Below are 22207 nucleotides of genomic sequence, written 5' to 3'. Positions count from 1 at the left end.
TTTTTTCGGGTGACAATTTATGAAGGTAGGAATTATTGACTACGGTGTTGGTAATCTGGGGTCTATTGCAACGGCCGTTGAACAGCTAAGGTCTAAACCTGTTCTAATTGACCGTGCCATTGATCTCCATGCAGTTGATGCACTTATTTTACCTGGCGTTGGTAACTTCACTGACTGCATGCAAGTTTTGGTAAAAGGAGGTTGGGTAGATGCAATTAAAGAAGAAGTCACTAGCTATCACCGACCCTTATTAGGAATTTGCCTTGGCATGCAACTCCTGGCCAATGTTGGTTTGGAGGGTACATTAGATTCGACCACTGGGACGGAAGGCTTGGGGTTGATCCCTGGACGAGTGGTGAGTCTTAAATCTCAAGGCTGTTCTTTGCGAGTTCCTCATGTGGGCTGGAACAACATTACTAAGCTAGACTCGAAACTATGTCTTTTAAATGGCATTAGTGATGGTACAGACTTTTACTTTGTACACAGCTACGTGTTTATGCCAGACGAACAAAGTACTGTGCTGGCGAGGGCTGAATATGATATTTCATTTACGGCAGCAATAGGACTCGGAAGGGTCTGGGGTACACAATTCCACCCAGAGAAAAGTTCTCGGGCTGGGATACAACTTCTACGTAATTTTCTTGATGGTCAGCCATGCTAAAAGTGCGGGTAATACCAACCCTGTTGTGGAAACAGTTTGGACTGGTCAAGGGAACTCGATTTAATAGTTGGCGAAGAGTAGGTTCAGTTTTACCCGCAATTAAAGTGTACAACCAGCGTGATGTTGACGAGTTGATATTGGTGGATATTACAGCCAATACTACGGGTGAATCTCCCGATTTTGAATCCATTGCTGACTTTAGTCAGGAATGCTTTGTGCCTTTTGCAGTCGGTGGTGGAGTCACTAATATTGATCATGTTCAAAATCTACTTGATCATGTTCAAAATCTACTTCGATCAGGTGCTGACAAGATTGTAGTTAACACAGCAGCTTACAGTTCACCATCCTTAATAACTGATATAGCACGTCGTTATGGGACACAGTGTGTTGTGTCAAGCATTGATGTAAAGCGTAAATCTAGGAGTGATTGGATTTGCTTTAGCCATTCTGGTTCTAAGGATACGGGACGAGAAGTCGTTTCTTGGGCACGAGAACTTGAGGATCGCGGTGCTGGTGAAATACTGATCACATCGATTGATAATGACGGTATGATGCAGGGGTACGACCTTAGTTTAATTGAGACTGTAAGCCAATCAGTAAAAATACCCGTTATTGCTTCTGGTGGTGCTGGTAACTATAATCATATGATTCAGGCAATAAAACAATCAGGTGCTTCTGCTGTTGCTGCTGCAAGCATGTTCCATTTCACAGAACAGACTCCAGCAGGTGCGAAAGAGGCCATGAAAAAGGCAGGTATACCAGTTCGTCTAAACTTTGCTACAACATAATGTACAGACTTTTATTCCTCACAGTTGTTTATACTATAATTACAGGTTCTGATTTGCTATAGTGGCTTCAAGCGCCTAAATTAGAAAATGGTTAAGTCTATACTTGTTATAGCTGCTCACCCAGATGATGAAGTATTGGGCTGTGGAGGTGCGATCGCATCTTACACTGCTCAAGGGGTGCCAGTAAACATTATATTTTTAGCTGATGGCATTTCTTCCCGCGATGCCCACAACATATCAGAGCTGGAATGTCGTCACCTAGCTGCCAAAAAAGCAGCACACTGTTTGGGAATTTCTGACATCAGTTTCAGTGATTTTCCTGATAACCAACTGGATACAGTTCCCCTATTATCAATAGTAAAACAGGTAGAACAGGCGATCGCTCGTTATAGACCGGATACAGTTTTTACCCACCATGTTGGAGATGTAAACATAGATCATCAAAAAGTACATCAAGCGGTAGTGACAGCATGTCGTCCCCAACCCCAACATCCGGTCAAAACTCTCCTATTTTTTGAAGTAGCTTCCAGCACTGAGTGGCAACCCCCCGGATCGGCGCCCAATTTTCAACCCAACTGGTTTATAGATATTTCCCATACCTTGACCTTAAAACAGCAAGCGTTGGCTTTTTACAAGGAGGAGTTGCGTCCTTTCCCCCATTCCCGCTCTCAAGAAGCAGTTACCGCTTTAGCACGATGGCGTGGAGCAACAGTGGGAGTGAAAGCAGCAGAAGCCTTTATTCTAGGGAGACACCTGGATGAAAGTAGCCATTAGAGTAGACTCTTCCCATCCCATGGGGTCTGGACACTTAGTGCGTTGTCGCACCTTAGCAGAGGAATTACGCCTTCGAGGTGCGGATGTGAGATTTATCTGTCGGGATCACCCCGGTAATTTAGTCCACCTGCTTACCCGATCTGCTTTTTCTGTTACCGTTTTACCAGCACCGCCACTGTGTGAACCAACAGTAGAATACTACACTCAGTGGTTAGGAGTCAGTTCAGAAACCGATGCAGCAGAGACCATAGAAGCTTTAGAGGGAGAAATTCCCGACTGGTTAATTGTAGACCATTATGGCATAGACCAATTTTGGGAGAGGAAATTGCGCCCCCATGTGGGTAAGATTCTAATCATAGACGACTTAGCTAATCGCCCCCATGATTGTGATGTGTTACTGGATCAGAATTACCAGTTACCCAATCATAGTTATGAGAAATTAGTACCTAATGATTGTCAATTGCTTTTGGGTTGCCATTATGCCTTACTGAGTCCCGAATATTGGCAATATCGTCAGACCTTAGCTTCCCGTAATGGTAAATTAGAGCGAGTGCTGATTTTCTTGGGTGGTACTGATCCGCAAAACATTACAGGTAAAGTCCTATCCGCCCTGTCTGCTCCAGAATTTGCCTTCTTACATTTGGACGTAGTAGTAGGTTCTAGTAATCCCCATAAACTACTATTACAACAACAAATTCAACAGCGTCCTCGAACCAATTTTTATGAAAACCTTCCTCACCTAGCCCAGCTAATGGCTCATGCGGATTTAGCCATTGGAGCTGGAGGTACAACTACTTGGGAAAGACTGTGTTTAGGATTACCTAGCCTAGTCATTAGTATTGCGGAAAACCAAGTTCCAGCTTGTTTGGCTTTGTTGGATGTGGGGGCCATTATTTACCTAGGCACTGCCAATACAGTCAAAATAGAGGATATACAAAATTCAATAAGTTCGCTGTTTCATAATACCGATACCCTAGAGAAAATATCTTATGGATGTAGACACTATGTAGATGGGTTAGGAGCGAAAAGAGTTACAGAGTATTTGAAACCGACTCATCAAAATCAACTAAGGCTAAGGCGAGCAAGAATAACAGATAAGTGGTTTTATTATGCTTGGGTAAATGATATAGAAGTGCGTCGTCAGTCTTTTAATTCAGAACCTATCAGTTGGCAAGAACATGAAGCTTGGTTTGACAGAAAAATAGCAGATAATGATTGTTACCTTTGTGTATTAGAAGCATCCGACCTACCGATTGGACAAATTCGTTTTGACCTAAAAGATGAAGAAGCACTAATTGACTATTCCCTAGATACCCTAGTAAGAGGAAGAGGTTGGGCTACCTCTCTTGTAAAAATGGGGGTAGATACTTTAGACTCTCTTAAACCCAAATACTTAAGAGCGGATGTAAAGTCTCATAATCCAGCATCGAGTGCAGTGTTTTTGCGCCTAGGTTTCCAAGAGGAAGATCCGTCATTCAATCAGAACCTTCAATCAGAACCTTCAATCAGAACCTTTCGCTTACCATTCTATCCGACAGTCAAAGTTGGTTAAACAACTACATTGCCCAATTGTTAACAGACTGGTTAGAGGAAGGTCATCATGTTAAGTGGACACACCACATCAGAGACTTGCAAGGTGGGGATCTATGCTTCTATCTCAGTTATGGCAAGATTGTTCCTCCGTCTGTTCTGTCACAATTTAAACACAACCTAGTAGTGCATGAGAGTGAACTACCCCAAGGTAAAGGTTGGTCACCGCTGACCTGGCAAATTCTGGAAGGCAAAAATGACATTCCTGTAACCTTGTTTGAAGCAGCAAAACAGGTAGACAGTGGGAATATATATTTACAGCAATGGTTACATTTCCAAGGTCATGAAACCATAGATGAGCTGCGCCACGCCCAAGCCCAGTCCACATTAGAATTGTGTAAGGAATTTGTCAGAGAATATCCCGACATATTAAAAAGAACTCGACCTCAAGTGGGTAAATCCTCATTCTATCCCCGTCGAACACCCCAAGACAGTAAGCTGGATCCGCATATTTCCATAGGTGATCAGTTTAATTTACTACGGGTGGTAGATAATGAACGTTACCCGGCATTTTTTGACTGGGCAGGTCGATTATACGTGGTTAAAATTTATGGTCAACCCGCTCTGTGACTGAATTTTAGTAATTAACTCTCGCGATCGCCCATTTAATTTAAATTCACATATATGAAAACGGATAAATGGTTTTATAAATTATTTTTGTTACAACCGGGGATGCTGGCGGAGTTAATCCCTGGGGTAGATGCCCATTGGCAGTTTAGTTATAGCGCCCAGGTAATAAAGGAAACTGAATTTGATTTTGATGGCATTTTTACACCCGTAACGGATGACCCTACAGTCCCCATAGTGTTTGCAGAAGTCCAGATGCAAACAGAAAAGAATTTCTACCGACGATTTTTTGCTGAGATTTTTCTTTACTTAAAACAGTATGAAGTAAATCGCCCGTGGAAAGGTTTGTTGATTTTGCCCAGTCGAGGCTATAATGTGGGTGCGGAGTTACCTTACCGAGAGTTGTTGGAGCGAAGAGTAACGCGGCTGTACCTAACGGATTTGAGGGAAAGGCAAAACCTGAGCCCAATTTGACCTTGTTACAGTTGTTAGGAACGAATGAGGAGGAGAGTGGGGAGATAGGTAAGGAACTGTTGCAAAGTGCAGAAACGGAGCCAGAGTTTGAGCATCGGTTGAGTTTGATAGAGACTATACTAGCAAATAAGTTCCCAGATTTGACGAAGGAGATGATTATGCAGTTGCTGGATTTGAAACAAACGGATATTACCCAGTCTCGTTTTTATCAAGAGATTCGTCAGGAGGGTCTCCAGGAAGGTCGCCAGGAAGGTACCCAGGAGAGTCTCCAGAAAATGGTGATTCGCCAACTAACTCGGCGACTGGGGGAGTTGTCGGAGCAACGGTTGGGACAGATCCGGCAATTGTCAGTACCTCAATTAGAAGCACTGGCTGAATCTTTACTGGACTTTAGACAGATTTCTGATTTAGAAGCATGGTTAAAAGATTCACAAAAGTTCAATGATCTAAAACCACAAGTTGATATCCAAAATGGCAATCAACTAGATGTGTAATGAGTCATAATTTTTACAACTGGCGATTGCGAAGCACTCCCTACGGGAGCTCTACTTTGCGAGATCCCATACGGAGTGCTTTGGAATCGCATTTATATATATTCCGTTGGTTTGTTGGGTTTTCTCAACCCAACTACAAGCACCCACGACAAAACCAGTCGGTTGAAAACCGACTTGAGCTTTGAGACCGGGAATTGATTCCCGGTCTCCCCCACGGACAGTCTCCAGGTAGGGGTTAATTCAACCCAATCACGGGTAATTCTCTGGCGGGCTCCTGTAAGGAGTGCTTCCCAATCGCCCTTTTGATTTGAAACAAATGTTGAGTGGTGTAAAAACCACTTAAGCTAATGTGTAATAAGCCATCAGCTTTGTAAATAAATGTAAATTAAGCACCATATTCTTGTGTACCAAATACGATTTTAAAATAAACTGCGATCGCTTAATGGGTGACACAAAAAAGTTTTGAGAGGAAAGAACAAGGAAGATTAAGAGAATGACCCGATTCATTCACGACCAATTTGCCAAAGACTACTTAGAAGAAATACTCAGACCCTATGGAGAAATAGAATCTTCTAAGCGAGTTCCAGGAGAAGTTAGACAAATAGACTGTTTCTTTTCTCCAGCAGGTGAAAAAATCACCGAACTATCGGGTTTAGGTGTACTAGGCAGTTTTGCCAGATTGCCAGGGATATTTGAACCATTTAGAAATGCAGCTGAAGAAAGGGAAGATAAGGAGTTAATTATGAGGTTAGCACCACTGTACCAGCAAGATATAGAAAAAGTGAGACAAGAAGGTCTTCAGGAAGGCGAACTTCGAGGAGAACAACGTGGAAGACAAGAAGGACAGCGAAAGATAATATTACTGTTGCTGAATCACAAGTTTGATGGAATTGAGTTACCTGTGGTGGAAAGGATAAACAGACTATCATTAGAGCAATTAGAAGCACTGGGTGAATCTTTACTGGATTTTAAACAGATTTCTGATTTAGAAGCATGGTTAAAAGACGCAGAAAAATCCAATGATCTAAAACCACAAGTTGATATCCAAAATGGCAATCAACTGGATGTGTAATCGGTCACAATGTCTACAACGGGCGATTGCGAAGCACTCCCTACGGGAGCTCTGCTTTGCGATCGCCCGTAGGGAGTGCTTTGAAGTCGCATTTATATATATCCCGTTGGTTTGTTGGGTTTCGTGCCTCAACCCAACCTACGATTACCCACGACAAAACCAGTCGGTTTTCAACCGACTTGAGCTTTGAGACCGGGAATTGATTCCCGGTCTCCCCCACGGACAGTCTCCAGGTAAGGGTTGATTCAACCCAATAATGGTTAATTCCTTAGCGAGCTAGGAAGTGCTTCGCGATCTCGCAAGTGCGAGTGCTTCGCGATCGCCCTTTTGTTTTAAAATAAACTTAACTCATATATTATGTTGCAAGCCACCACCATACAGATTTCTTGTAAAAACAATTTACACAATATACTCCCAGATATAAAAGAACTACTGGACACTTGTTATCCCCGACCACCACGTAATGTTTTTTACCTCCTGATAGAGAAATACTGTGTTGGATTTCCCGTTTATATAGCCATTGACAACTTTAGCAGAATTGTCGGATTTACCTACCTAGCTATCAACAGCAAGGGGGGAACTCTAGAATCCTTAGCTGTGCATCCCGACTTCAGAAATCAAAACCTAGGTTCCCAGCTAGTTAACACCCTTCTCAAGGAGAATAAGGGAGTGATTCAAATTACGACCCGTATTCCCAAATTTTTTGAGAAACTGGGCTTTGAGTATGTAAAAACCCTTCCCGACCAATCGCACTACATGATAAATATCAACTTTAGTTAAACATATTCCTATGAGCATTGCGATCGCAAGTAAAATATTAGGTAAAAGTCATCCCCCATTCATAATTGCGGAGATGTCGGGTAACCACAACCAGTCTCTTGAAAGAGCCCTAGAAATAGTAGAAGCAGCAGCGAAAGCGGGTGTTGATGCACTCAAACTCCAGACCTATACAGCAGATACCATGACACTAGACATAGAGACAGGGGAATTTTTCATTAACGATCCCAACTCTTTATGGCGAGGAAACTCACTACACAAACTTTATCAGCAAGCCTATACACCATGGGAGTGGCACGAGCCAATATTCAAACGTTGTGAAGAGCTAGGAATAATTGGTTTTAGCACCCCTTTTGACGAGACAGCCATTGAATTTTTAGAGTCATTGAAAGTTCCCTGCTATAAAATAGCATCCTTTGAGAACACCGACCTACCACTAATTAGAAGAGTTGCCCAAACGGGGAAACCCATGATAATTTCCACAGGGATGGCCAATATATGTGAACTAGATGAAACAGTACGTGCTGCCAGGGAAGCGGGTTGTCAAGACATAATTTTGCTAAAATGCACCAGCACCTATCCAGCCAGTGCAGAGAACAGTAACATCGCCACAATTCCCCACCTGCGAGATTTATTTAACGTAGAAGCAGGAATATCAGACCATACATTAGGTATAGGGGTATCAGTAGCGAGTGTAGCTATAGGAGCCAGTGTAATAGAAAAACACTTTACCCTTTCCCGGTCTGATGGTGGAGTGGATGCCAGTTTTTCCATGGAACCGGAGGAAATGGCCCAACTTGTGGTGGAGTCGAAAAGAGCTTGGCAAGCTTTAGGTCAAGTTCGGTATGGATCCACCGAAGAGGAGAAAAAATCGTTAATATTTAGGCGTAGCTTATATGTAGCTGAAGATATGAAAGCTGGAGAGATATTAACCAAAGAGAATGTGAGAGCGATTCGTCCAGGCTTAGGATTGCCCCCCAAGTATTTAGAATCACTCCTCGGATTAGCTGTGAAGAAAGATGTTAAAGCGGGAACCCCCTTATCCTTTGAGTTGTTGAAGTGAGACATTTGGGATACCCCTTGGTGGGATATGATCTAAAGAAATGTAAAATAATCGCAATCCTTGATTTATGCAACAGATTATGATATTATGCTGCCATGCGGTAATTATTCTCCCCATATATAAATGAAATATAAACTAAACCATAAGGTGCAGAGCTTTGACGGTCTATATGATCTCAGTTCGTACTAACTAGACTCATCCACCCAAGTAGCTAGTGGTAGGATATCTCTGTCTCAATTTCAACCTATAACGAATAATCACCCACGGACAGTCTCCAGGCGCGGGTTAATTCAAACAATCACGGGTAATTCCTTTTACTAGCGATCGCACTCTCCCTAGTCCGGACCATCAGGCCTCCTTAGAACCCCAAGAATTAAATCAGCTGGTACGACAAATTCGAGATTTACCCAAAATATTTTGCGCTCAAACCAGTTCAGGTAAAAAATATATATGAACAACAACAGCAAACAAATTTACAATTACACCGTGATTCTCGAAAAGGAAGAACATGGAGGCTATCATGCTTTTTGCCCGATTCTCAAAGGCTGTCATTCTCAAGGAGACACTTTTGAAGAAACAATTGATAATATTACAGAAGCTATTGAATTGTATCTTGAAAGTTTAAAAGCAGATAGTCAACCTATACCTAAAGAGGATTTAATTTTTAAATCATTGAGTATTTTAGGATGAGCAACTTTCCTACTGTCAAAGCAAAAGAATTTATTAAGGTCATTGAAAAATTAGGCTTTTATCTCGATCGGCAAAAAGGTAGTCATGCCATTTACAAGAATATTAACGGGAGCAGGGTTGTAGTTCCTATTCATTCAGGACAAGATATAAAGCAAGGTACTCTCATGGGCATGATTCAAGATATTGGCATTGACAAAGAAATGTTCTTTGAATTATTGCAAAAATAATATCCCTTATTTTCCAACAACTCTAATATTGTGACCATTCCCCATCTGAGGGATTTATTTAATAGACCTGTTGGGAAATACTGATTAAAATACCATAAATCCTTAAAGAATTTCTACCGACGATTTTTTGCTGAGATTTTTCTTTACTTAAAACAGTATGAAGTAAGTTGCAAAGTGCAGAAACGGAGCCGGAGTTTGAGCATCGGTTGAGTTTGATAGAGACTATACTAGCAAATAAGTTCCCAGATTTGACGAATATCCTTTGAAATGATTAATTATATGCAGCAACCAGTAAGTGATAGAGTTAGAGTAGTATCCGCTCAGGGACCCGCCCAGCTACTGAACGTTTTAGGAATTTTAAAATATCAACTTAGAAACGAAGCCAATGAATATTGGGAAGATCATTTAGTCCTAGGTGGTTTTTATATCCAAGGTTCCGATGAAAATCTTGCCAGAATGAAAGAGGTTTGCATTAACATATCCAAATATTGGAACTTCAAATCAGTTAAGTATTTAAGTGATGATGATTTATCAATCAGTTCTTCATTTTTTGAAGTGGTCGAAAGCGTTAAACAAAAACTCAATATAGGATTCTTTGAAAGAATATATGTTTGCCGCAACTGGCAACCATTTAATGAAATTCTTCTTGAATGTTGCCCAAGTGCTGTTAAAGTATGTTACGGTGATGGCTTTGGTATTTTAGATATTAAGGGTGCTACAGATCATCAGCCTTCTATAAATCCAAGAGGCTATTGGAAACTTAATCAAGCCTATATTTTTGCACCAGTAGAAATTGAGAGTAAATGTTTTTCTTTAGTTGATGATTTTATCCAACCTCCTATTGATTATTTGATCAGCATAATCAACGATATTGCTTCAAACATGACGCAGTTAAAAACCTACGCTAAATCCCTAACTGATAATTCGGAGAAAAAACTCACTCTTGTAACAACGAGTAACTTCACTGAATCATCTTCGGTGAGACCCAGTCTGGGGTGGCTATGGCTACTAAGAGTGGTTTCTGCTGCAAATAGACGGTTATTATTATTGAAGATAAATACTTTGGAAAAAACTCTAAATTTGATACAGCAACGCGCAAATTCGACTTTGGCACAACGGGAAGCTTTGATGTATTTTAATCAGGTTATCAGATACTCTTCTATAAATGAGTTTATAATTATTAAGTCACATCCCAGAGAAACATTGAATCAGTCAAGTGTATTATGTCATATGTTATCTCAAAGGGGTTATGAAGCAGCAGTTATCGATAAGAATTTTTCCCACCTTCCGGTCGAGTTTTTTTTCAACCACCTGAACTTCTCAAAAATTATTTCTTGTTCATCGTCTAGCTCACTCACTGCAAAGCTAATTTTGGGAATAGATAGGGGCAGAATTTTTCCATTTATTGACCGTGATCTTAGAAAGAGATATTTGAGTAGTTTTTATTGTTCAAATGATGAAAGATTTGAAAAATTATGGATCAACTTACTTGACCAGGCTGAACTAAAAACGTTTTCACCACTGAGATTATTAGATTATTAGGACTACGACATTACATACCAGGTCACACGTTACTAATTGTTCTAGATCATCAATCTCAACAACTAAATGAGCAAAAACCCGGTTTTCTCAAAGGAATAACTCGTGAAAACAATACATAACTCAGAAAATTCTGAAGCTAGCCCCCATACAACCTGTCTTAATCTAGGTTCTGGAAACCGCTATCACCCCGATTGGACAAATATTAACTTTATATTCACAGGTGAAAGTGTAATTGCCCATAATTTACGAACTGGTATACCCTTTTATGTAGAATCTGTAAAACCAGTAAAATAAAATGAGAGTTCTTCACATCAATCAATCCGATATCGGGGGAGGTGCTGGTATAGCAGCTTACCGCCTTCATCAGGGACTGTTAAATCAATCCATTGATTCAAAACTGTTAGTTGGTTTTGCTCAAACTCGCGACTTGCGTGTAGGAACTGTGAAACGTAGTAGTAGATTAGAAAATGTAATAGGCAGGCTTACACAAAGGTTAGGATTAAATTACATTCACCTGTTCAATAGCTTCTACATCCACCGCGAAAACTTCTATGAGGATGCGGATATTCTCAACTTCCATAACTTGCATACTGGTTATTTTAACTACCTGGCTATATCTAAACTCACTGCATCCAAACCCGCTATTTTCACTCTTCACGACATGTGGAGTTTTACTGGACATTGTTCCTATAGCTACGATTGTGATAGATGGAAAATCGGCTGTGGTCAATGTCCCTACCCGGAAACTTACCCGTCTATTAGAGTAGATAGTAGTCATTTAGAATGGAAGCTAAAAGATCTAGTTTATGGACAATCCAATCTAAGTGTCATTACCCCTAGCCGTTGGCTAACACAGCAGGCTCAAGTCAGTATGCTAAATCGGTTTAAGATTAGTCATATTCCCTATGGAATCGACATAGATATTTACAAACCTATAGACCCCAGTCTATGTAAAAAAATATTAGATATTCTCCCCAATAAAAAAGTCTTATTATTTGGTGCAGCTAGTCTTGAAGAGTCCCGTAAAGGTGGTGACTTACTTCTGAGAGCCTTAGAAGCTTTGCCTCAAAGCCTGAAAACAGAAATTATACTTTTGACCCTTGGTAGTGGTGGTGAAACGATAGCGTCTAGACTAGGAATCTCCACTTTGAATCTGGGCTACATAAGTAGCGATCGCCTAAAATCAGTAGTTTTTTCCGCAGCGGATCTGTTTATCTTCCCCACCCGTGCGGATAACTTACCTTTAGTACTACAAGAAAGTCTAGCCTGTGGTACACCCATGGTGTCTTTTGATGTAGGTGGTGTACCTGATTTGGTCCGTCCTGGGATTACGGGATATTTAGCACCAGCAGAAGATACAGCAGATTTTTCCAAAGGTATAGTAGATCTATTAACCAATCAAGCAATACGGGAGCAAATGAGTAAAAACTGTAGAGAGATAGCTGTTAATGAGTACTCTTTGGAATTACAAGCCAGAAAATATATAAAAGTGTATAACAGCTTACTCACATGAAATTGCCCTATATTTAACATGATAAAGATCAGTGATCACCATGATCCCAATTAAAAAAATTCTCCTCCGATCGCTGCCAAGATATAACACACCTGCTTATAGAACAATTGCCACAACCATGAACCGCAATCGCAGTTTAGTGGTATTTACCTTTGTGAGTAATCTGCTCTCAGCAACCTTAGAAACTGCAACCTTGGGGATCATTTTTCTAGCCCTGGGAGTTTTACAAGACAATCAGTTACCCCAATTACCGGACACAATAAAATCAGCCCTTCCCTGGTTAGCTGACAGATGGAAAGGAGAAAACCAAGAAGTTTTTTTACTCTTGATTGGCTTAGCAGTTCTATCACAAGTTGTGCGCAGCTTGATGACCTACATCAGCTTAGTATCATCTGGAGATTTAACCGCCCGAGTGCAAGCACAGATGACCGAGAAAGTCTTCGCCCGCATCATGAGTTTCACTTTTTCCTGCGCCAGTCGCTATAAAATAGGCGACCTGAGTACATACGTAGGTCAAGCTGGTAGTACGGTAGATATGCAAATGCGACTGTGGAGCGGGTTTTTAACTGGGATAATGATGTTTTTCGCCTATAGTATCACAGTCTTAACCATTTCTCTACCTCTCTCCGCTGTGGCAATTTTACTATTTGTTTTGCTAATTTGGCTTCAAAGATACTTAATACCCAGAATTCAATCAACTGCTAGGGAACTCTCCCAAGCTCAGGTTGACGTGGCTAAGGACATGGTAGAAAACATTCAAGGTTTGCGAGTAGTGCATACTTTTGGTTACCAGCATTCAACTATTAACAGGGTAGTTTATTTACAAAAACAGGTATTAGTCTTCTTGCAAAGACAAGCTAGATTACTTTCTATCACTAGCCCATTAAATAACGCGCTGACTATTTTTGTCATTGCAGCCTTGTTACTCACCGGTTCCTTTTTGCTCCAGAGAGGGCAAGGAAACGTACTGCCAGCTTTAGCCACCTTTATTCTAGCTTTAAATCGCTTATCAATGCAGGTTCAGGGTTTGGCGGGAACAATGAATGGACTGGCAGAAAACTCCGGGAGGATGGATCGTTTAGATGCAATTTTAGGAGGTGAGGGACAGGAATTTAGTCGAGTGGGTGGTGAGATATTTAAGGGGTTAAAGTCTGCCATTACCTTTAATCATGTATCCCTGAAATATGAAGGCACTTCCCTACCTGCCTTATCGGACATATGTTTTAAATTGCCTAGGAATCGGGTGGTGGCCCTAATTGGGAGTTCTGGTGCAGGTAAATCTTCCGTAGCTGATTTATTAATTGGACTGTACGCACCAACAACGGGGGAAATATTAGTAGATGGGTTAAATTTACAGTCTTATAGTTGGGAAAGCTGGCGAAGTAAATTGGGGGTGGTAAGTCAGGATACATTTATATTCAATCAGAGTATCTTAGAGAATATTCGTTATGGAATGACCAATGCGACGGATGAACAAGTGCTAGAAGCAGCTCGTGTAGCTCAAGCTGATCAGTTTATTCAGTTATTACCCAAGGGATATGAAACAGTGGTGGGGGAACGTGGTTATAGGTTATCTGGTGGACAGCGTCAACGTGTAGCCCTGGCCAGAGCGATTCTAAAACAGCCAGAAATACTGATTCTTGATGAAGCTACCAGTGCGTTAGATAGTGAGTCTGAGCGTTTGGTGCAGCAGGCTTTAGGTCAGTTTCAAGCGGAGCGCACTGTTTTGGTGATTGCTCACAGGTTGTCTACTATTGTGAATGCTGATGAAATTCTGGTTATGGAACAGGGTTGTATTGTGGAACGGGGTACTCATCAGGAATTACTGGAGTTAGGGTCCAAATATGCCAATTATTGGCAGATGCAATCTGCCCATTAACTGTATGTGTAATAGAAAAGCGAGGTTATTTTTGTTTATGCAACGTCCCGAATTAATAGTTATTATTGTAAAACTAATATTAAAAAGACTAGGTCTTCAAAAAATCCCCAAGACAAGCTTGACAAAGGATTTGTCCTTGCAATCAGCTTTATCGAGAATTACTACTAAAGACATTAAAATTAAGACTGTGATTGATATTGGTGCTTCTGATGGACAGTGGACTAAAGTTGTCAAAGCCTATTTTCCATGGGCTTTTTACTACTTGATTGAAGCCAACCCAATTCACTTGAGTGCATTACAAGAATTTAAATCATCACAAAAAAAGGTTGACTTTATCCTCGCAGCAGCATGAGACATTGAATGCGAAATATATTTTGATGCTTCTGAATCCTTTCGGAGGGTTAGCTTCACATGCTCCATCTCAAAGTAGTAAAATCAAAGTGCCAGTTGTTACTATTGACTCAGTTTGTCAAGTCCATGATTTGCAACCTCCTTTCTTTCTATCTGATTCTTACAAATAAGGCGAAATTATGGCATGGATAAATAGTGATGATATGTATTTACCTTGGGCATTAAAAACAGTAGCTGACATTATGTACTCCTTACCTACTGTAGAATGGTTAACAACTCTTTACCCTGGTCATTACGATTATTCAGGGTTTTGTAAAGGATTTGGCAATACTCCAGGATTCTCAATTGATGCATTCCTGGATGGGTACTACTTGCCTACTAATGGTGTAGGGTATTGGATTCAGCAGGAATCCACGTTTTGGCGTAGGAGTTTATGGGTAAGGTCAGGAAGTTGCTTAAATAACAACCTCAAGCTTGCTGGCGACTTTGAATTATGGTGTCGCTTCTATCTTCATACTAACTTATATGGCACAGCGTCACCTCTAGGTGGTTTTAGGTCTCAATACTACCAAAAAAGTAAAAATATTCAAGAATACATATCACAAGCCACCTTAGCTTTGCTTGCTATGCGTCAGCACTTAAATTTAAATTATTATATTAAGACAGGAAAAAACCGAGTATTCCACCAGATTAGGAAAATACCTAAGTTAAGAAGTTCCATAATATCTAGATGGGGATATAATGCTCAAAAAATTGTCCGCGTTGATTCAGATCATCCGGATGGGTATTGGAAGATTGAAGACTATAGGTTTTAGAGGATTACAATGTTATCTAGGAATTACTGGAGTTAGGATCCAAATATGCCAGTTATTGGCAGATACAATCTGTATGTTAACTGTATGTGTAATAGAAAAGCGGAGTCATGTCTATGCAATGTCCTAAATTAAGCGAGCTTCCACCACCTCCACCGGGGAAAACCGGTTGGCCTTGGACTGAGGAAACGGAACGATTACCTAATACCATGCCCGATGGCGGGGAATGGCCAAGAATTAGTATTGTTACTCCTAACTATAATTACGGGCAGTTTATTGAGGAAACCATTCGTTCTGTGTTGCTTCAGGGTTATCCCAATTTGGAATATATTGTGATTGATGGTGGTAGTACAGATGATTCCGTCGAGATTATTAAAAAGTATGAGCCATGGTTAAGTTATTGGGTGAGTGAGAAGGATAGGGGACAGGCAAATGCGATTAATAAGGGATTTGAGCAAGCGACAGGGAAGATATTTAACTGGATTAATTCTGATGATATTTTATCTCAAAAAAGTTTAAAATCCATTGCTCAAGAGATTAAAAATGCAGATGCCCTGGGTGGACAAGTTTTGAATTTTCATGACAATGACAATAAAGTAGAAGTTATCCCCAATAATAACCTATCTTCTTACAATATTGTAAGAGACGTAAAAAATATAACTTTTCAGCAACCAGGATTGTGGTTAAAAACAGATTTAGTTAAAAACATTGGTGGGCTTATGGACAATTATAACTACTGTTTTGATTGGGACTTGACTATTAAATATTTATACTTATTTCCCAATATCAATTATACTTCAATGGTATTAGCTCAATTTAGACTTCATAATGTGTCAAAAACGATCAACTATGTAAAAGGTTTTGATCATGAAAGAGATCTTGTTTTAAATAATTTACTCAAAGATGAAAAATATTATAAACTTCACCATTTAATCAAATTGAGAAATAGAAAAAAAAGTTGGAATAGATATATTTCCGAACAACTAACTATTCAAGGGAATAAACTACTTCGGTCAAAGGATATAATTTTTAAGTCCTTTAGAGATCCTCAGATTCGATGGACAAGGTTCACGATGGGGGCTTTAAAACGAATTCTCACTTCGTAGTTTTTTGTACATTATGGATGTAAGTATTATTATTACCAACTATCAACAAGGAAAGTTGTTACTTCCACTACTCGATTATTTGTGGAAATCTAATTGGTTTCCTTATCAAGTAGAAATGATTGTGGTTGATAACCTTTCTTCTGAATCGGAATCCCTAAGACAAACTCTGTATCTTAAAGAGCAACAAGTTTCTTCTTCAATCACAACAAGATTTATTTTCCTTGACCAAAATTATGGACCGAGTTACTCTCGTAATCGAGGAGTGGAAAAAGCTCAAGGTGAATATATTCAATTATTAGATGCTGATGACTGGTTTAATCCCGTTAAAATCATTCGTCAATATAACTTCGCATTAGAAAATAATTTTCCTAGCTTCATAACTTCAAATTGGGCAAGGGTAACATGGGAATCTGATTGGAATCATCGAAAAGATATTTGCATTTACCAGCCTCATTTTAGCAATCCTATTCCTCTTTCACTAATCAAAGATGATGGATTCGTCCCTTTAATGTCTGGATTAATTAATAGACAATCTTTTTTAGAAGCTGGAGGTTTTAGAGAAGATCAGTGGTTGATTGAAGATGTGAGATTTTTAATAGATTTATCAAAAATAAACTCTAACTTTATAGTTTTTCCTAGTAAAGAACCATTGTTTTTTTATAGGGTGGGTAACAGTCAAAGTTTATCCAGTTCTAGAAAATTGGAGTTCTGTAATGCTTGTTATGAAAACGCTGTATACGTGCAAAATTTAATTGATGCTTCGCAATTAGGCGAAAATGAATTAAATATTTTCTTACAGATTTATGGACAATTAGCTAGATTTTTCTTTGAACACGATCACAATAAATTTCACGAAGTATTAACTAGAATCCGTAGAATTGATCAAGAATACATTCCTACCAGTCCCCAAGGATTGCGCCAATTGTCAAAATGGTTAGGTTATGAACAAGCAGAAGCGATCGCTTTAATTTATCGGAAAGTGAAAAGGATAATTTCTTGATGTTTAACTTTAAAAATTTTCTAAAAAATAATGCTATTTTATTCCATTCCTTGGTGTCTAAATCAATTATCTTGAGTCATATATATGTCTACTTTCTGAGTTTCATATTAGAACCTTTACCTTTCCACAAAATTAAGCAACAGGTGTTAAAGGGATTGGAATTTGAGGTTTTGTCAGGGATGAAAAATTTTATCCTTCGTTATAAGCCAACAATTATAGTTGAAGTATTAAGTATGTATGAAGGAAAATTAAACTCTCTAGAATTTTTGCATCAATCATACAATTTATATAATCTTACTAAAGAGGGGATAGTCCAATATTTTGAGTTTAATTGGACCAGTTCTAGGGATTATGTTTTGCTGCCAAAGTGAGAAGCATATAAAAATTTTTCATGAAAATTATTCATCTTCCCTTTTGCTTTCACCCAGATCCCATGGGAGGCACAGAAATTTATGTCGAAGCATTAGCCAGGGAATTAACTAAACAGGGAATTACCAACATCATCGCTGCACCAGCAGCAACTAATCAATCTTACATCTATAACCAAACCCCTGTGAGGCGCTTTGCCATATCCCCCCAGGTGAAACATCTCAAAGAAATCTATGGACAGGGAGATGAACTGGGCGCTATGGAGTTTAGTAAAATCCTGGATGCGGAACAACCAGATTTAATCCATCTCCATGCTTTCACCCGTGGTGTATCTCTACGCCTAGTTAGGTTAGCTAAATCGAGGGGAATACCAGTCATCTTTACCTATCATACCCCTACAGTTAGCTGTCAACGGGGTACCTTATTACAGTGGGGAAATCAAGTGTGTAGTGGTCAAATTCAATTATCTCAATGTACCGCTTGTACTCTTCAAGGCTTGGGGATAAGTTCAAGCACCGCTCAGATAATTAGCAACTTACCCCCCATAGTCGGCGCAACTCTCACACGAATTGGTCTGAGTGGAGGTATTTGGACTGCATTACAAATGAGAGAATTAGTTAATTCTCGTACCCAAGCCTTTCAATCTTTAATGTTAGAAGTTGATCATATTATCGCTGTGTGTGATTGGGTCAAAAAGGTTTTAATCCTTAACCAGGTTCCTCAACAAAAAATTGTGGTTATTCGTCAAGGATTATGTCAAGAACTTCTCCTAGAAACAGGGGAATTTTCACCCCTTTCCTCCCTCGTATCTGGTGTACCCTTGCGGTTGGTCTTTTTTGGTCGTCTTGATCCCACCAAGGGAATTGATATTCTCATTCAAGCTTTTATCGCTCACCCCCAGCTCAATGCTACCTTGGATATTTATGGTATTTGCCAATCTACCTCTGGTGATTCTTACCAAGCAAAAATTCAACATTTATCCCGCAATGACCACCGAATTAACTGGAAAACCCCCGTGTTACCAGCGCAAGTCGTCAAAACCATGAAAAATTATGACTTACTTGTGGTTCCTTCCCAATGGTTGGAAACAGGACCAATGGTGGTTTTAGAAGCCTTTGCTGCGGGTATTCCAGTAATTGGTTCCAATTTAGGAGGTATTGGAGAGTTAGTGGAGCATCATGTTAATGGTATACTTGTTGAAGCTGGTTGTATAAAAGCTTGGGGTCAGGAATTACAGTTTCTATGTGATAACAGGGAGCAGTTAGGTCGACTCCAGTCTGGAATTACTCCGCCTCCAACCATGGAGATGGTAGCTCAGAAGATGAAGTTAATTTATCAAAAGACGGGGGCTAAAAACTGAAAGAAAATTTCTGCCCAGATATTGACAAATTTACCAAAATGTCCATAAAATGTAGTGTATATTATTGTTAAGTTCAATAAAGAAATCAATTTTGAACAAGGACATGATAGACTTGATTCAAGTGTTATCGAGTCATCTTTATGGCGCTAGAAGTCACAAAAACAAAAAGTTGATTGAGAGTATAGCAGTTGATGAGGTGAAATAATGCTACTGGGTAACTCACTTATGATCTCGCTAAAAACCACAGCGTTATCAAAATTGAGGACTTGAGTATCAAAGCATTTTTAACGAGTTTACGTTTGTCCTGAATGTGGACACACCCAACACAGAGATCGCGGCAAAAAATCTAGAACGATGGTTTGAAGGAATTCATATTCCGATTCGTTCGGATCAAACGGTAAGCTCTACCGAGATAGCTTGTGGAGTAGACAAACCTCTCAAGAATCATCTTGAGACTACGATGAAACAGGAAGTAGGTAGTCCATATCTGTAAAGGTCTGGGTAGCTTTGGGTAGATACTATAGAGCGGACTTTATATCAGTATGAATTGACTAGAAATACTAGCCACTAAGTTAAGACATAGTCGACAATACTAAACATCAAAAATATGACTCATTCAACAGAATATTACAAAACTTTATTAAGTATTCGTCCTGCCCAGTTAGGTAGCTTTATCAAAAATGTTCTTCAAATTAGGCGTCAAAATATAGTTACCAGTATTGGTTACACATTTTTTGCAGATCCTGTCTCTGTGTTCGGTTATACCCTTTTATCTGAGGGAATTTATGAGTCTTCAATGACTCGCTTGTTGCAAACCCTCTTACGTCCGAATGATAGCTTTTTGGATGTTGGTGGGAATGAAGGTTATTTTTCTGTGATTGCATCATCCTTTTTAGTTTATTACCCTTATTATAGCTTATCTTATTTTGGAGTTTAACTACATGAAAATCGCTGTAAGATGCTAAAATCTCAGGGGATTAATGCGGTGTTTCATTATGTTCCGCTACATAGTTCTCCAGCAGGTCATCGCCTGACAAAAGTTCACGGTTCCATGGAAAATACCAATCATCTTTCGGATTGTTTGTTAAGATTGCCTATGTTTCCGCAACTAGAATTCTCACAAATTGAAGCCATTGTTACAAGTGTTAATAGGTTTTTGGGTTCTTAATAATATTATTCATAAACAATGGAGAGTTGCCTTTAAAAAAATTCCCTATCTATCGAGACAATTAGAGGATTAAGATGACTTACAACAAAAAACAGCCATTAAAACGCATTTTATATATCCAATACACCAACCCCGCAGGCTATCCTCCCTTAGAACATAGTTCACGCATATTAGGAAGTAATAGATGGGAAGTTCTATTTTTAGGCACGGGAGCAGAGGGAGCAAATGCTTTGAAATTTGCCCCACACCCTCAGATTACTGTATATCAAATTCCTTTTTGTCGTCCTGGTTGGCGACAGAAATTGCATTATATTAAGTTTTGCCTGTGGGTGGTAATGTGGGTGTTGCGTTGGGAACCCCAATGGATCTATGCTTCGGATATTTTAATCTGTCCCCTGGCTTACATATTAACTTTTTTGCCCCAAGTCAAGGTGATTTACCATGAGCATGATTCGCCCACTACTACCCCCGAGAGTTTGTTTCTACGTTGGTGTTCACAGGCGCGAATCAAGTTAGCTAGTGCTGCTAATTTCTCAATTTTGCCTAATCAAGCAAGATTAGAGAAGTTTGTGAGCCAAACTAGGACTCATAAACCAGTTTTTTGTGTTTGGAATTGTCCCGATAAGGAGGAGGTAGTTTCTCAACGCTTACAGTATCGACATGATAATGATATTTGGGTATTATATCACGGCTCAATTGTACCAGAAAGGCTACCCATGACTGTAATAGATGCGATATCTAGATTGCCAAAAAAAGTTAAATTGAGGGTGATTGGATATGAAACCTTGGGGTCTAGAGGGTATGTAAATAAATTAAAGGTCGTTGCTAGAGAATTAGGTTTCACTGACAGGCTACAGCTTATTGAGGCTTTACCCAGAAAAAAGCTATTGAAATGGTCTGAACAAAGTGATATCGGTCTTGCTTTTATGCCAATTACTAGCGACGATGTTAATTTAGTTTCTATGACAGGCGCTTCTAATAAGCCTTTTGACTACCTAGCTTGTGGTTTACCCTTGGTAGTGTCAAGTCTACCCGACTGGGAACAGATGTATGTAGAACCAGGTTATGGTTTAGCCTGTAATCCTGAAGATGCTGATAGTATCGCTGATGTTTTACGTTGGTATTTAGAGCATCCTACAGAAATGAGGGTGATGGGAGAACGGGGGAGACAGCGGATTTTAGATGAGTGGAACTATGAAAATCAGTTTGAAACTATAATTAAAAATATAGGGACATAGCTCAAATGGCACAAAACTACAACAGAGATTTTTCTTTAGGAATAGTTGGTAAATATGCTGAAGTTGCTAACCGATTACCACCTCAAAGTTTTATTTTAGAAATCGGATGTCATACTGGATACTTTACTCAATTCCTTATGCAAAATGGTCATGATGTTCTCGGCATAGAAATTGATGAAAGTGCCTCAAGAGTTGCCGTAGAAAAAGGATGTAAAGTTTTATGTTGCAATATTGAAAATATAGATATTCAAAAAAATATAGACCAAAAGTTTGATGTTATTCTTCTTATGGACGTTGTTGAACACTTTGTTTATCCAGAGAAAATTCTTTTGTCTTTAAAATCTTTGCTCAAACCTGATGGAAAGGTTATTATAACAGGACCGAATGTGGGTTATTGGGCAGTTCGTAAAAATCTTTTGCTAGGAAGGTGGAATTATTCCGAGAGTGGAATTATGGACAGAACACACCTACATTTTTACACGGCTGATACTTGGAAAGATTTGCTTGAGAAATCGGGTTATCAAGTAGTTCAATTAATTCCGACAGAAGGCATGATTCCTTTTGAACAGTATTTATCTAAAGTGCTAAAACAAGATACCTTAGTTAAATTAAGAAACTTGATGATTAAAATTATGCCTGAACTGTTTACAATAGTGTGGTTAATAGAAGTTTCTCCCACTTGATTTATTAAA

26 protein-coding genes and 1 pseudogene are annotated in these 22207 nt (G+C 39.4%); all 27 read left to right on the top strand.

Annotated elements, in window-relative coordinates; genetic code table 11:
- The first annotated feature begins 19 nt into the window (after window positions 1-19).
- Window positions 20-661, top strand: a complete 642-nt coding sequence (gene hisH, locus IAR63_RS02420; RefSeq protein WP_187706453.1) for an imidazole glycerol phosphate synthase subunit HisH — start codon at window positions 20-22, stop codon at window positions 659-661.
- On the top strand, window positions 655-1449 hold the full coding sequence (hisF, locus tag IAR63_RS02415; protein WP_187706452.1) for an imidazole glycerol phosphate synthase subunit HisF: 795 nt from the start codon (window positions 655-657) through the stop codon (window positions 1447-1449). Before hisH ends, hisF begins: the two co-directional genes overlap by 7 nt.
- An 87-nt stretch (window positions 1450-1536) precedes the next feature.
- Window positions 1537-2223: a PIG-L deacetylase family protein gene (locus IAR63_RS02410; protein WP_115538092.1), complete on the top strand. Its 687-nt coding sequence runs from the start codon at window positions 1537-1539 to the stop codon at window positions 2221-2223.
- Window positions 2207-3775: a UDP-2,4-diacetamido-2,4,6-trideoxy-beta-L-altropyranose hydrolase gene (gene pseG / locus IAR63_RS02405; RefSeq protein ID WP_187706451.1), complete on the top strand. Its 1569-nt coding sequence runs from the start codon at window positions 2207-2209 to the stop codon at window positions 3773-3775. Before IAR63_RS02410 ends, pseG begins: the two co-directional genes overlap by 17 nt.
- 17 nt (window positions 3776-3792) lie before the next feature.
- Window positions 3793-4383, top strand: coding sequence for a formyltransferase family protein (locus IAR63_RS02400; protein WP_187706450.1), 591 nt, complete (start codon window positions 3793-3795; stop codon window positions 4381-4383).
- A gap of 54 nt (window positions 4384-4437) precedes the next feature.
- Window positions 4438-4964: pseudogene (locus IAR63_RS02395) on the top strand (Rpn family recombination-promoting nuclease/putative transposase); the annotation flags it as partial.
- Window positions 4965-5006: 42 nt separating this feature from the next.
- A complete protein-coding gene (locus IAR63_RS02390) occupies window positions 5007-5348 on the top strand; it encodes a DUF4351 domain-containing protein (protein ID WP_407927167.1) in 342 nt (113 codons plus the stop codon).
- Between the two features lie 493 nt (window positions 5349-5841).
- Window positions 5842-6420, top strand: a complete 579-nt coding sequence (locus IAR63_RS02385; RefSeq protein ID WP_187706447.1) for a DUF4351 domain-containing protein — start codon at window positions 5842-5844, stop codon at window positions 6418-6420.
- A 357-nt stretch (window positions 6421-6777) separates the two neighbouring features.
- The gene (locus tag IAR63_RS02380) at window positions 6778-7200 is read left to right on the top strand and encodes a GNAT family N-acetyltransferase (protein ID WP_071242239.1); all 423 of its coding nucleotides are present in this window, start codon (window positions 6778-6780) and stop codon (window positions 7198-7200) included.
- A 10-nt stretch (window positions 7201-7210) separates the two neighbouring features.
- Window positions 7211-8260, top strand: a complete 1050-nt coding sequence (gene pseI / locus IAR63_RS02375; protein WP_187706446.1) for a pseudaminic acid synthase — start codon at window positions 7211-7213, stop codon at window positions 8258-8260.
- A 307-nt stretch (window positions 8261-8567) separates the two neighbouring features.
- Window positions 8568-8714 (top strand): N-acetylneuraminate synthase family protein, encoded by a 147-nt coding sequence (locus IAR63_RS02370; protein WP_187707329.1) that lies wholly within the window; start codon window positions 8568-8570, stop codon window positions 8712-8714.
- Complete coding sequence (locus IAR63_RS02365; protein ID WP_187706445.1) at window positions 8711-8950, top strand: type II toxin-antitoxin system HicB family antitoxin; 240 nt, start codon at window positions 8711-8713, stop codon at window positions 8948-8950. The genes IAR63_RS02370 and IAR63_RS02365 overlap by 4 nt, the downstream gene beginning before the upstream one ends.
- On the top strand, window positions 8947-9177 hold the full coding sequence (locus tag IAR63_RS02360) for a type II toxin-antitoxin system HicA family toxin (protein ID WP_006278007.1): 231 nt from the start codon (window positions 8947-8949) through the stop codon (window positions 9175-9177). The genes IAR63_RS02365 and IAR63_RS02360 overlap by 4 nt, the downstream gene beginning before the upstream one ends.
- A gap of 279 nt (window positions 9178-9456) precedes the next feature.
- A complete protein-coding gene (locus IAR63_RS02350; protein WP_187706444.1) occupies window positions 9457-10719 on the top strand; it encodes a hypothetical protein in 1263 nt (420 codons plus the stop codon).
- A 102-nt stretch (window positions 10720-10821) separates the two neighbouring features.
- On the top strand, window positions 10822-11013 hold the full coding sequence (locus tag IAR63_RS02345; RefSeq protein WP_187706443.1) for a class I SAM-dependent methyltransferase: 192 nt from the start codon (window positions 10822-10824) through the stop codon (window positions 11011-11013).
- A gap of 1 nt (window position 11014) precedes the next feature.
- A complete protein-coding gene (locus IAR63_RS02340) occupies window positions 11015-12232 on the top strand; it encodes a glycosyltransferase family 4 protein (protein WP_187706442.1) in 1218 nt (405 codons plus the stop codon).
- Between the two features lie 40 nt (window positions 12233-12272).
- On the top strand, window positions 12273-14111 hold the full coding sequence (locus tag IAR63_RS02335; protein WP_187706441.1) for an ABC transporter ATP-binding protein: 1839 nt from the start codon (window positions 12273-12275) through the stop codon (window positions 14109-14111).
- 37 nt (window positions 14112-14148) lie between these two features.
- Window positions 14149-14463, top strand: coding sequence for a class I SAM-dependent methyltransferase (locus tag IAR63_RS02330; RefSeq protein WP_187706440.1), 315 nt, complete (start codon window positions 14149-14151; stop codon window positions 14461-14463).
- Window positions 14464-14641: 178 nt separating this feature from the next.
- The gene (locus tag IAR63_RS02325) at window positions 14642-15277 is read left to right on the top strand and encodes a glycosyltransferase family protein (protein WP_187706439.1); all 636 of its coding nucleotides are present in this window, start codon (window positions 14642-14644) and stop codon (window positions 15275-15277) included.
- A 206-nt stretch (window positions 15278-15483) separates the two neighbouring features.
- On the top strand, window positions 15484-16380 hold the full coding sequence (locus tag IAR63_RS02320; protein ID WP_235678332.1) for a glycosyltransferase family 2 protein: 897 nt from the start codon (window positions 15484-15486) through the stop codon (window positions 16378-16380).
- Between the two features lie 13 nt (window positions 16381-16393).
- Window positions 16394-17380 carry a glycosyltransferase gene (locus tag IAR63_RS02315; protein WP_187706437.1) on the top strand — a complete coding sequence of 329 codons (987 nt, stop codon included), beginning with the start codon at window positions 16394-16396 and terminating at the stop codon, window positions 17378-17380.
- 391 nt (window positions 17381-17771) lie between these two features.
- On the top strand, window positions 17772-19109 hold the full coding sequence (locus IAR63_RS02310; RefSeq protein ID WP_187706436.1) for a glycosyltransferase: 1338 nt from the start codon (window positions 17772-17774) through the stop codon (window positions 19107-19109).
- Between the two features lie 310 nt (window positions 19110-19419).
- Window positions 19420-19602, top strand: coding sequence for a hypothetical protein (locus tag IAR63_RS02305; RefSeq protein WP_235678331.1), 183 nt, complete (start codon window positions 19420-19422; stop codon window positions 19600-19602).
- Between the two features lie 114 nt (window positions 19603-19716).
- A complete protein-coding gene (locus IAR63_RS02300; protein ID WP_187706435.1) occupies window positions 19717-20046 on the top strand; it encodes a hypothetical protein in 330 nt (109 codons plus the stop codon).
- A 21-nt stretch (window positions 20047-20067) separates the two neighbouring features.
- A complete protein-coding gene (locus IAR63_RS02295) occupies window positions 20068-20277 on the top strand; it encodes a DegT/DnrJ/EryC1/StrS family aminotransferase (protein WP_187706434.1) in 210 nt (69 codons plus the stop codon).
- Between the two features lie 74 nt (window positions 20278-20351).
- A complete protein-coding gene (locus tag IAR63_RS02290; RefSeq protein WP_187706433.1) occupies window positions 20352-21515 on the top strand; it encodes a glycosyltransferase family protein in 1164 nt (387 codons plus the stop codon).
- A 5-nt stretch (window positions 21516-21520) separates the two neighbouring features.
- Window positions 21521-22198 (top strand): class I SAM-dependent methyltransferase, encoded by a 678-nt coding sequence (locus IAR63_RS02285; protein ID WP_187706432.1) that lies wholly within the window; start codon window positions 21521-21523, stop codon window positions 22196-22198.
- The last annotated feature ends 9 nt before the right edge of the window (window positions 22199-22207 follow it).

Source organism: Cylindrospermopsis curvispora GIHE-G1, from assembly GCF_014489415.1.
Lineage (GTDB): Bacteria > Cyanobacteriota > Cyanobacteriia > Cyanobacteriales > Nostocaceae > Raphidiopsis > Raphidiopsis curvispora_A.
This window is presented reverse-complemented; position numbering and strand designations above follow the sequence as displayed.